The 12,043-nt window shown below is 32.2% G+C and carries 11 protein-coding genes; 6 read left to right on the forward strand and 5 right to left on the reverse strand.

Annotation, left to right across the window (positions count from 1 at the left end):
• The first annotated feature begins 96 nt into the window (after nucleotides 1-96).
• On the forward strand, nucleotides 97-351 hold the full coding sequence (locus CD129_RS00170) for a CpsB/CapC family capsule biosynthesis tyrosine phosphatase (RefSeq protein WP_243832046.1): 255 nt from the start codon (nucleotides 97-99) through the stop codon (nucleotides 349-351).
• Nucleotides 352-398: 47 nt separating this feature from the next.
• On the opposite strand, the gene CD129_RS00175 is transcribed toward CD129_RS00170, so the two are convergent.
• Entirely contained in the window at nucleotides 399-1,592 is a 1,194-nt protein-coding gene (locus tag CD129_RS00175) for an MFS transporter (RefSeq protein ID WP_078357048.1), read from the reverse strand.
• A 119-nt stretch (nucleotides 1,593-1,711) separates the two neighbouring features.
• Between CD129_RS00175 and CD129_RS00180 the strand changes: the two genes are divergently transcribed.
• Both CD129_RS00180 and CD129_RS00185 read left to right on the forward strand, forming a co-directional pair.
• On the forward strand, nucleotides 1,712-2,077 hold the full coding sequence (locus tag CD129_RS00180) for a winged helix-turn-helix transcriptional regulator (protein ID WP_115337150.1): 366 nt from the start codon (nucleotides 1,712-1,714) through the stop codon (nucleotides 2,075-2,077).
• 278 nt (nucleotides 2,078-2,355) lie between these two features.
• Nucleotides 2,356-3,195, forward strand: a complete 840-nt coding sequence (locus tag CD129_RS00185; RefSeq protein WP_107509183.1) for a helix-turn-helix domain-containing protein — start codon at nucleotides 2,356-2,358, stop codon at nucleotides 3,193-3,195.
• A gap of 112 nt (nucleotides 3,196-3,307) precedes the next feature.
• Here CD129_RS00185 and CD129_RS00190 read toward each other — a convergent pair whose 3' ends face one another.
• On the reverse strand, nucleotides 3,308-3,940 hold the full coding sequence (locus tag CD129_RS00190; RefSeq protein ID WP_078357045.1) for a hypothetical protein: 633 nt from the start codon (nucleotides 3,938-3,940) through the stop codon (nucleotides 3,308-3,310).
• Nucleotides 3,941-4,109: 169 nt separating this feature from the next.
• Here CD129_RS00190 and CD129_RS00195 point away from each other — a divergent pair, with 169 nt between their 5' ends.
• Nucleotides 4,110-5,417, forward strand: a complete 1,308-nt coding sequence (locus CD129_RS00195; RefSeq protein WP_107509184.1) for a Na+/H+ antiporter NhaC family protein — start codon at nucleotides 4,110-4,112, stop codon at nucleotides 5,415-5,417.
• A 67-nt stretch (nucleotides 5,418-5,484) separates the two neighbouring features.
• On the opposite strand, the gene CD129_RS00200 is transcribed toward CD129_RS00195, so the two are convergent.
• Both CD129_RS00200 and CD129_RS00205 read right to left on the reverse strand, forming a co-directional pair.
• On the reverse strand, nucleotides 5,485-6,720 hold the full coding sequence (locus tag CD129_RS00200) for an ammonium transporter (RefSeq protein WP_115337151.1): 1,236 nt from the start codon (nucleotides 6,718-6,720) through the stop codon (nucleotides 5,485-5,487).
• Nucleotides 6,721-6,835: 115 nt separating this feature from the next.
• Nucleotides 6,836-8,026 (reverse strand): M20 family metallopeptidase, encoded by a 1,191-nt coding sequence (locus CD129_RS00205; RefSeq protein WP_078357042.1) that lies wholly within the window; start codon nucleotides 8,024-8,026, stop codon nucleotides 6,836-6,838.
• 165 nt (nucleotides 8,027-8,191) lie between these two features.
• On the opposite strand from CD129_RS00205, the gene CD129_RS00210 reads away from it, so the two are divergent.
• Together CD129_RS00210 and CD129_RS00215 are read left to right on the forward strand one after the other, a co-directional pair.
• Entirely contained in the window at nucleotides 8,192-8,629 is a 438-nt protein-coding gene (locus CD129_RS00210) for a MarR family winged helix-turn-helix transcriptional regulator (protein ID WP_107509186.1), read from the forward strand.
• Nucleotides 8,622-9,824 (forward strand): MFS transporter, encoded by a 1,203-nt coding sequence (locus CD129_RS00215; RefSeq protein ID WP_115337152.1) that lies wholly within the window; start codon nucleotides 8,622-8,624, stop codon nucleotides 9,822-9,824. The genes CD129_RS00210 and CD129_RS00215 overlap by 8 nt, the downstream gene beginning before the upstream one ends.
• 476 nt (nucleotides 9,825-10,300) lie before the next feature.
• Here the strand turns inward: CD129_RS00215 and CD129_RS00220 are convergent, their stop codons facing one another.
• Nucleotides 10,301-11,773 carry a catalase gene (locus tag CD129_RS00220; protein WP_078357039.1) on the reverse strand — a complete coding sequence of 491 codons (1,473 nt, stop codon included), beginning with the start codon at nucleotides 11,771-11,773 and terminating at the stop codon, nucleotides 10,301-10,303.
• Nucleotides 11,774-12,043 lie beyond the last annotated feature (270 nt).

The following is a 12,043-nucleotide window of genomic DNA, read 5'->3' on the forward strand; positions in this document are numbered from 1 at the left end:
CACTCCTATGATTTCTTTGGTTGGAAATTCATTTTGAGTGTATCACGAGTGGCTTTTCTTATGTGTCTAGCTTAATTTTACAATCGGCGTGATTTAATTAAAAGGGGTGCTCTTTGTCAAGTAACTGCTGGTTCATTAGTAGGTAAATATGGTGAAGATGCAAAAAGAGTTGCTGATTATTTATTGGATCAAGAAAGTATTCATATCGTTGGAAGTGACGCACATAATACATCTAACAGAAATTTTCATATAAAAGAAGCATATGATTATATTGAAGAAACTAAAGGAATTGACACAGTTAATCAAATGAAAGATAATGCTCAAAAAATACTAAATAATGATGAAATATAAAAGAAGAAGGATGGGACAAATTAATTGTCTCATCCTTCTTCTTATTATTAACACGTTGTTTGCAGTGGTTCCGAAGTTTCATTTCTATTAACGGCAAACATTAATAAGCTTGCCATAATAACCATGATAAAACCAAAATATGGTGTGAACGATAATGATATATGATTTAATATAAATCCACCAATAACTGATCCAAGTGTTATACCAATATTAAAAGCAGATATATTTAGACTAGATGCAAAGTTGACTGTTTCTTTACTATTTCTCTCTGCGAATAATACGACGATAAGTTGGAGACCAGGTACATTCATAAATGCAAATAGGCCCATTAATAAAATACTTACTAATCCTACTACATGAAAATGTAACGTAAGTCCTACCAGTAATAAAGTTAAAGCTTGTAGTAAGAAAATGATCGTTAATGATTTTGTAGGAGCGTGATTTGTAAGTTTTCCTCCTAAAGTATTACCAATCGCAACCATTACACCATATAATATCAAAATAGTAACGATACTGTTTGATTCATAGCCTAAAATATGAGTAAGAATCTCAGTTAAATATGTGTAGACTACAAACGTACCTCCATAACCGAGGGCAGTTATTAAATATATTGTCATAAGGGGTTTGTTTTTTAAGACTGCAAGTTGCTTAACAATTGGTGCTTGTTTGTATTCAGTTAAATTTTTAGGAACAAATGCTATATTGGCAATAAGACTAATAATACCTATTATAGCAATTGTGTAAAATGACATTTCATATCCGAAATGTTGACCAACCCATGTACCAAAGGGAACGCCTGTTATAGTAGCAACTGTTAAACCAGTGAACATAAGTGCGATTGCGCTAGAACGTTTATGTGGTGGCACTAAATCTGCAGCAATAGTTGTGGCAATTGACATAAACACACCATGAGAAAAAGCACTGAGCACTCTCATTAATAATAATAAAGTGAATGAAGTAGCCATTCCTGCGAATATGTTAGCAATTATAAAGATGACCATTATAAGAATAAGCACAGTCTTTCTTTTCATGTTATTTGTTAAAGGTGTCAAAATAGGTGCACCTACCGTAACACCAATTGCATATAAAGATACAGTTAATCCTGCTAGAGGAATTGTGATATTAAAAGCATCTTTGATTAATGGTAATAAGCCAACGCTGATGAATTCTGTTGAACCGATGGCGAAAGCAGATATAGCTAGTGAAATAAGTGCAAGTTGATTAGAAAATTTATTTTTCAATTTGATAGTTCCTTCCTTTGTTATAAGATATGTGTTATTTTAAAACGTAACAATACAAATAGGAAGTACGCACTTTAAAGTCATATAGGTACCAAAAAGTACCTTAAGGAGGAAATGTAATGGAAGTAACAGAATATAATATAGGTGTAGAAGCAACAATAGACGTGATTGGTGGTAAATGGAAACCTGTTATCCTTTATCATTTAAAGCATGGAACAATGAGAACATCAGAACTAAAAAAAGCTATTCCACACATTACACAAAAAATGTTAACTCAACAATTAAGAGAATTAGAGAAAGACGGAATTATTAATCGAATTGTATATCAACAAGTACCTCCGAAAGTAGAATATGAAATATCTGATTACGGTAGTTCATTAAATGAACTATTAGAAAACCTATGTAAGTGGGGAGAATTTCACATTAAAAAAAGACAAGAAGATGGTGAGTTAATACAGCTTGAAACAGCAGAATTTGTTGATTAAGCTTAATACTTCTAAATTTAGACAGCTGTTTAAAGAGAAAATACAGTCTTCGTATAAGGATAAAATAATTGTATTTTCACACAATGAGCCTTAAAATAAAGAAGAGAATTATAACATGACATGAATTATTTCTAATACAAGTTAATATGTGCCCTTAGGTGCTTAAATGATATATTTGGTGGGACAAATATATCATTTAATGACGACACTTGAAGATATAGATGTATTAGATAATATAAATATGTTAATTCGATTAAAGAATTTGGGGAGCGCTATATATGAAATTAGGAGAACGTGTAAAACAAAGGAGAATAGATTTAAAGCTTTCTCAACAAGCATTAGCTAAGGGAATCGCTACACAAAGTCAAATTTCTAAAATTGAAAAGAATGAATTGCAACCGGGATCGCAACTCCTTTTTAATATTTCTAGAAGACTAAATTGTAGTATGGATTTCTTGTATATAGGTGATGAATTAGATACACAACTAGAACAAAAATTAAAAGTCATAGAAAGATTGTTAGAAGATCGTGATTACGATGCTTTAATTCCTATTATTGATGGTAATTATTTATCTAATGGATCTGTTGATGAAATTGCAGCGTCTAAGTGGGTAAGATCAATTATAGGTTACTATAATTATGGCGAAGTAGAACAATCACTTCAGATGATTGAAGAAGCATATCAATTAATAGATAGTAATATGTATGTCAAATTACAAGTGTCTATCTGTAATACAAGAGCAGTCTTTTATTATAGTCAAAATGAAAATGAAAAAGCGAAATCTTCATTAGAACAAGGATTAGAAATTGCTAAACGTTTAAATGTAGATGATAGTTATCAAATTAAACTACTATATACATTATCAAATATTTATGCTAGCGAAAGAGCATATGACAGATGTTTAGCATATGCACAAACTGCCTTAGATATTACAATTAATTCAAGTAGATATAAGTTATATAGTGAGCTAATATATAACATCGTGCATTCAAAAATAGAAATGAAGATCAGTAATGACAGTGATAAAAAACAATTAGAAGTCGCACTATTTTTAAGTGAACAGTCTAAAAAACATAACATTACAATATTAATTAGAGATTTAATGAAATTACTATAATTAATTAAGAGGTTGGGGCAAATTAATTGTCTCAACCTCTTATTATTATATTGTCAGTAATAATACCGATAGATTTGAGCAAATATTGAAAGTATTGTCCATATAGCTCTATTTATGAATATCTTTTTAGTATTTCTGAATGTTCGTTTTCAGTAAATAATTTAATTATAGAGTCAGTTTGTAATTGCTCATTTAGTTTGGTTTCTAAATTTTGAATAGCCTTGTATTTATTATTATTTGTATATGGATATGTATAGTTTAATTTGTTCATGATATGTGAGGTAACTGCCTCTTCTAAAATAGAATTTTCAGATGTTGAATTTAATTGCCTTAAAAGTAACTTTGTAAAATAGTATGCGATTATGTCATATAGATCATCATAATGTTCGCACAATGACTCTATGAAAAAGTATATATGGGGTGTGTCTTCAATTTTAAGAAAACCGTCTTTTCTGTAAGCACCAATTAAAAAATATATATCGGGTCTTAAATAAGTATTAAATTGTTTGAGTATTTGTAGTCTAACTTCAAAAATAATATGAACTAATTTGGTGTTTATTTTCAAAATTTGAGCAGTATCTGTTTCTAACTTGGATAAAGTTGTTGATATGTCATCCTCTAAAAATATTAAATTTTCTTCGGCATGTTGAAATTCAGAGCGATATTTTGCGTAATATGTTTTAAGTGAAGTATCGGTTAAATGAAAGTTATTAAAAAAATCATTTATTGTATTACTAATAATCATAATATTACCCCTTAATTTCTTCTTTTTCTTATTATACGTTATATTACCTAATTTTTATTATTTAATCATTCAAGGATTCATAAATGCTTATTACGAAATTTATATTTGACGAGAACAAAATTGTCCTGTACCCTTTTAAAGTATTCAAGATATAAATAAGGAGATAACAATGGAACAAATAGATAAAAAAGGGTCTTTCATAGCTTTATTACCATTAATCGTGTTTGTGACACTTTTCATTGGTACAGGATTAATTAAGCATGACTTTAATTTCTTACCACTAAATGTAGCTATACTTATTGCGGCAGTGTTTGCATGTGCAATGTATCCAAAGACACCTTTAGCAAAAAAACTAGATATTTTTACAAAAGGTGCTGGACATCCTAATATTTTATTAATGGTGTTTGTATTCTTAATGGCAGGTGCTTTCAGTGAAACTGCTAAAAGTATGGGTGCTGTTAGTTCAACAGTTAATTTAGGATTATCATTAATACCTGGTCAGTTTTTATTAGCAGGATTATTTATAGTAGGTGCTTTTATTTCTGTAGCAATGGGTACTTCAATGGGTACTGTAGCTGCACTAGCCCCTGTGGGAGTTGGCATATCTGAAGCAACTGATATTTCACTAGCTTTAACAATAGCAACTGTAGTAGGTGGGGCAATGTTTGGTGATAACTTGTCTATGATTTCTGACACTACAATAGCTTCTGTAAGAACACAAAAAACAAAAATGAGCGATAAATTTAAGATGAACTTCTTAATTGTATTACCTGGTGCAATTTTGACAGTGGTTATTTTATGGTTTATGACTAAAGATGCAGGGATGGCGGATGCTAGTCAAGGCAGTTACAATTTAGTAAAAGTTATACCATATTTATTTGTACTAATTAGTGCATTGTGTGGAATGAATGTTCTCTTGGTATTAGTGCTAGGTGTAATCGTTGCAAGTTTAATTGGTCTAATTGATGGATCGTTTACTTTAGGCGATAACTTAAAAGCAATATCTGATGGATTAATTGGTATGCAAGATATCTCAATGATCGCACTTCTAATTGGTGGTATGATTGGTTTGATTGAATACCATGGTGGTATAAAATGGTTGTTAAATGTTGTTACAAAACGAGTGAATTCTAAACGAGGTGCAGAGTTTGGAATAGCTGGTTTAGTAAGTGTTACAAATTTAGCAACAGCTAATAACACAATATCTATCATTACTACTGGTCCATTAGCAAAAGAAATAGCAGACGATTTTCAAATTGATCGAAGAAAGTCTGCAAGTATTCTAGATATATTTGCAAGTACGATACAAGGTATTATTCCATATGGAGCACAAGTACTAGCTGCTACTAGTGTAGCTGGTATTTCGACAGTATCATTATTACCATATTCATTTTACCCATTTTTACTAGGAATATGTGGTATCGTATCTATATTGATAGGATATCCAAGAAATAAAAAGCTCAAAGCAGATCATTAGAACGCAAGTTGAATATATAAAAACAATACGCCCCTAATCCAAAATAATTGGATTAGGGGCGTATTGTTTAGGCTCTTTTTTCTTTAAGTTCATATCGATAAGCAGTTTCACCATGGAAAGCTACATCTAAGCCTTCTAGTTCTGCTTTTTCATCTGTTCTTAAAGTTGTAAAGATACTTATTGCTTTAGCTATAATATATGTGACAACTCCACTGAATGCAATCGTTACAATTACTGCTACGATTTGCACTATTACTGGCATAAATCCGCCACCGAAGAAAACACCGTCAGAGATACTTGAATTTACATTTGAATTTTGGAATAATCCAGTTCCTATTGCACCGACAATTCCACCAAAACCGTGTAATCCAAATGCATCTAATGCATCATCGTAATTAAGTAATACTTTTAAATGTGTTATAACGTAGTAACATACAAATCCACCTAATATCCCTAGTATCATTGAACTACCATATCCAACAAAGCCAGCTGCTGGTGTGATTGTGACAAGCCCTGCTAACATTCCTGATAAAGTACCAATTAAAGTCACTTTTTTCTTTTGCATATATTCCAAAATAGACCAACCGGCTATACCAGCACAAGAAGCTAAAATCGTATTTACAAAGGCTAACATAGCAACAGAATCAAATGTTAGCGCGGAACCCGTATTAAAACCGAACCACCCAAACCATACTAGTATACCGCCGATTAGCGTGATAACTAAATTATGTGGAGGCTTTTTGTTACTAGGTTTTCTAGAACCAAGTAATAGGGCAAGAACAAGGCCAGATACACCAGATGAAATATGGACGACTGTACCGCCAGCAAAATCTATCGCACCTAATTTATGAATCCAGCCGCCTCCCCAAACCCAGTGCGCTACAGGACTGTAAACTAATAATACCCACAAAGCCATGAATATTAAAAAAGGACCAAATTTCATTCTTTCTGCAACTGATCCTGTAAGAATGGATACCGCAATCGTACAAAATGTTAATTGGAAAAGCATAAATAAGGCAAATGGTATGGTTTCACTAAAATTACCGTTTGGTACAAAACCTACGCCATTTAGGAATACATGGGAGAAATCACCTATAAATAAGTTGTTTCCTCCGAAACTCATTGAAAATCCAATTAATACCCAAGTGAATGTAACAACTACAATTGCTGAAATACTATGCATCGAAGTATTTAATACATTTTTTGATTGAACTAATCCTCCATAGAATAGTGCTAAACCAGGTGTCATTAACCAGACTAATAAAGTACATCCAAATAATAAAAGTGTATCTGTCTGACTCATCTTCCATCATCTCCTTATTTTTTAAAAGTATAAAATATAAAATAAGAAAAAAGAAATATGAGTCAGGTAAATTTACACTATGTGTAATGTTAGTTAACACACTTTTGTAACTGAACTATTTTACACCTAAATAATCGAATGTAACTGCAGCGACTGACTTAGCTGCAATTAGTAATGAACCTTCATCAATATCAAATTTAGGATGATGATGTGGGTAAGTTTTTTTGTCTTTAGGACTTGCACCTACATAGAAGAAAGTACTAGGTAATTCTTTAGCATAATATGCAAAGTCTTCTGAAGGTGGTTGTGGTTCACAACGTTCAACACTTTTAACTTCAGAAATATTTGCTTCCTCAATCGCTTTAGCGACTTGCTTCGTTAATTCTGGATCATTATATAGTACAGGATAATCTCTAGTATATTCTAAGTCACATTGAACACCATACGTTGATTCTAAACCTTTAGATAGACGTTTAACTTCATCTTCTATTAGATGTAAAGTTTCTTCGTTCATACCTCTAACGTCGCCTTCAAGCGTAACTTCATTTTTAATAATATTAAATTGTCCTTTTCCATCGAATGAACCGATTGAAACGACGCCCATATCAAACGGATTAAGTCTTCGTGAAACAATCGTTTGTAGAGACATGACAAAGCTACTCGCTGCAACGATTGGATCGTTTGCTAAATGAGGAGATGATCCGTGTCCACCGCTACCTGTTACTTTTAATTTAAATATATTTCGACCAGATTGAACATTGCCTTCTCTATAATAAACATGATCACTTTCTAAAGCGCTCATTACATGAACGCCGATTACATTATCGACACCATCAAGAATACCGTCTTTAATTAAATATTGTGAGCCACCAGGAGGTTTTTCTTCAGCAGGTTGGTGGATAATGACAATTTTTCCTTTAAGTTGATCTTTAACTTCTATTAAAGTTTCTGCAAGAACTAATAAATAAGCTGTATGAGCATCGTGACCACATGCGTGCATAACACCTTCATTTTTAGAACTGAATTCCAAACCTGTATCTTCTTTAATTGGTAAAGCATCAAAGTCAGCTCTTAGTGCCAAAGTCTTACCTGGCTTTCCTGAGTCAATTGTTACTTTGATACCATAAATTCCTTCTCCGCCAATATGTGTTTGGAGTGAAACATCTTTATCCTTATAAAAATCTTCAATATATTGTGCTGTTTCTTTTTCTTCAAAAGATAGTTCAGGATGTTCATGTAAATATCTTCTAATCTCAATCATTTTGTCTTCTTTTTTTGATAATTTTTCATAGAAATCATTTAACATATTACGTTCCTCCTTAATAATACTTAACTTAATTATAATAGAAAAAGTCAAAAATATCTTGTTTCAAGAATGAATTTGATATTGACACTACATATAAACGAGAGTAGAATGGTCAAGTATTAGTTAGCAAAGCTAACTTTATTTCATGAGAAAAGGTGACAAAAAATGGAGAGCTTTTTATTTACATATACTAATTTGTATAGACCGTATATTCATCATATTAATGCCATATTAGAGCCCTATGATTTATATGCCGCTCAGTATAAAGTGTTACATGATATTGCAAACAACGAGCCTACAACACTTGTGCAAGTGTCTAAACGTTCATTTATTGAAAAACCTACTGCTCGTAAAATTATCAAAAAATTGATTGATCTTGAACTTGTTCAAGCTGTTAATAGTAAAGAAGATAAAAGAGAAAAGTTTCTTACATTAACAGAAAAAGGCCAACAGCAATTTAATGAAATACATGAATCCATTGTAATATTTCAAAATAATTGTCTTCAAGCTGTTGAAGCAGATGATGCAGAGCTTGAAAAAGCACAGAAATTATTAGAAAAACTTAGAAATCATTTAATAGAGGAGGTAATAAATAATGGCTGATCAATTAAAAAAGCCAATTTGGACAAAAGACTTTATATTTAACTTTGTCATTAGCTTTTTCATATTTTTATCTATGTACTTATTATTAGTAACAGTAGGTGGATATAGTAAAGAAACATTTGGTGTTTCTGATAGTCTGGCTGGTTTAGCTTCAGGACTTTTCATCGTAGGATCTTTAGTCGGAAGATTTTTAACAGGTAAATATATCAATATAGTAGGGACTAAGAAAGTGTTAATTATTGGTGGAATCTTACTTGTAATTACGAATGGATTTTATCTAGTATCAGCATCATCATTTGCATTATTACTTATCGTACGAATTTTAAATGGGGTAGCAAGTGGGGTAGCAAGTACAGCTACAGGAACAATTGCTGCATTTATAACGCCAGCACAACGCCGTAGCGAAGGAATAAGTATGTATAGTTTAAGTATGGTTCTAGGGACTGCTATCGGACCATTTATCGGCTTATTATTATATCAACATATTCCAATGACTGGACTATTTACAATTTGTACGATATTAATCGTTATCGCATTTGTAATGTCACTATTTATGAAAGTTGAAACACCAGTAATGCCAAGTGCACAAACTGAAGAGAAAAAAGGATTTAGATTATCTGACTTTTACTCAGTACAAGCTTTACCAATTGCAATTGTAGTAGTGATTGTAAGTATTGCATATTCATCAGTATTGTCATTTATACAATCCTTTGCTCAAGAAAATCATTTAGTTGATGCAGCAAGTTTCTTCTTTGTTGTATACGCAATTGCAGTATTGCTAACAAGACCATTTACAGGAAGAATCATGGATCAACGTGGAGAAAATATTGTTACAATACCAGCATTTATTTGTTTAGTAATAGGTTTGTTCTTAATTAGTATAGCAAGTAATGGAGTAGTATTACTTATAGCAGGTGCATTTGTAGGACTAGGATTTGGTAACTTACAATCTATCTTCCAAGCACTCGTAGTTAAAGTATCACCAGTAGAAGCCATGGGATTAGCAACATCTACTTATTTCATAGGTTTAGACTTTGGATTAGGATTTGGACCATATGTATTAGGTAATTTCACAAATTCTATCGGCTATTCTGGGTTATACATGGCAATGGCAGTAGTTGCATTATTAGGTTTAGTCGCATTCTACTTCTTGCATATGATTAAAGCTAAAAAAGAAGCAAACTATAATTCATAAAATAAAGTGTTAATAAGAGATAAAGTAAAATGCAAAAAATGAATTAAGTTGTAGATTAACTCGGCAGTTAATCGAAGAGATGTTGTAAGTTGTAGATTAAGTCGGTAGTTAATCGAAGAGATAGTGTAAGTTGTAGATTAAGTCGGCAGTTAATCGAAGAGATGTTGTAAGTTGTAGATTAACTCAGTAGTTAATCGAAGAGATTGGTTAAGTTGTAGATTAACTCGGCAGTTAATCGAAGAGATTGATTAAGTTGTAGATTAACTCGGCAGTTAATCGAAGAGATTGGTTAAGTTGTAGATTAAGTCGAAAGTTAATCTAAGAGATTGGCTAAGTTGTAGATTAAGTCGAAAGTTAATCGAAGAGATAGACCAAGTTGTAGATTAAGTCGAAAGTTAATCTAAGACAAATTCACAATAAACACCATAAAGAAAAGATCCTAGGACATTTATGTCCTAGGATCTTTTCTTTATATATTATCCTTCTAAATCAACTGAATTAATGTCGATGCCTAATGCGTCTGCTACACCTTTACCATAATCTGGGTCAGCTTTGTAACAGTTACGGATATGACGGTGTTTTACTTCATCAGTAGTTCCTTGCATTTCGTTAGCAGTATTTTGGAATATACGTTGTTGTCCTTCTGGTGATTGTAGACGGAATAATTTACCTGGTTGTTCATAGTAATTATCGTCATCTTCACGGTAGTCGTGTTCGTATAATTCACCTTCTACTGGTAAACCTGGCTTCTTATATTCTGGTTGAGATTCATGTGCTTCGTAACTATTTGGATAATAGTTAATACCTCCACCTAAGTTGCCATCAACTCTCATTTGACCATCTCTAGAGAATGGACAAACTTCTGCAGCACCTTTAGCTGAGTTTACTGGAATTTGCCAATGGTTTACGCCTAAACGATAACGTTGAGCATCTCCATAAGAGAATAAACGTCCTTGTAACATTTTATCTGGTGAGAAGTCTATACCAGGAATGATGTTTGTAGGTGCGAATGCAGCTTGTTCAACATCTTGGAAATAGTTCTCTGGGTTACGGTTTAATTCGAATTCACCAACTGGAATTAATGGATAATCACCTTTGAACCAAACTTTAGTTAAGTCAAATGGGTTATCTTTATGATTTCTTGCTTGTTCTTCAGTCATAACTTGAATGTACATCTTCCATTTAGGGAAGTTGCCTTCTTCAATAGCATTGAATAAGTCTCTTTGACTTGATTCACGGTCTTTAGCTATTACTTGTTCAGCTTCTTCAGCACTAAAGTTCTCAATTCCTTGTTGAGTTCTGAAATGGAATTTCACCCATACACGTTCACCAGCATCATTATACATAGAATAAGTGTGTGAACCGAAACCATGCATGTTACGGAAACCTTTTGGAATACCTCTGTCAGTCATTAATATTGTGACTTGGTGTAATGCTTCAGGTAAAAGTGTCCAGAAGTCCCAGTTAGATTGAGGGTTATGCATATTCGTTTTAGGGTCACGTTTAACGACGTGATTTAAACTTGCGAATAATTTAGGATCACGGAAGAAGAATACAGGTGTGTTGTTACCAACTAAGTCCCAGTTACCTTCTTCAGTGTAGAATTTAAGTGCGAAACCACGAATATCACGTTCAGCTTCAGCAGCACCACGTTCACCAGCTACTGTAGAGAAACGAGCAAACATTTCTGTTTGTTTACCAATTTCAGAAAATATTTTAGCATTTGTATATTGTGTAATATCATGCGTTACTGTAAAAGTACCGAATGCACCAGAACCTTTAGCGTGCATACGTCGTTCAGGAATAACTTCTCTATCGAAATGTGCCATTTGTTCTAAGAAATATACGTCTTGCATTGATACAGGACCACGTTTGCCAGCAGTCATTGTATTTTCACGATCAGATACAGGAGCACCAAATAGTCCTGTAAGTTTTGATTTATTACTCATATCATAATCCTCCTCAAGAATTCTTAATTATAATAATTCTAATTTCATACTTATTATAATTTAAAGTGAGCAAAGTGACAAGTAAAAGAACAATCAATCATCAAAGATTATTTTTAATACTTCGCGCTATATTTAAACTAAATATCCGAAAAGTGTAATTTATAAACATATAATAGCTAATTTATTATACTTTAACCATTATACATGCTGAAAAATCTTGAGGATTTATTTTAATTATTTTACTGTAAAATGAGAATTTAAGTGATTAAT

It is taken from the genome of Mammaliicoccus fleurettii (assembly GCF_003970575.1).
Taxonomy (GTDB): Bacteria; Bacillota; Bacilli; order Staphylococcales; family Staphylococcaceae; genus Mammaliicoccus; species Mammaliicoccus fleurettii.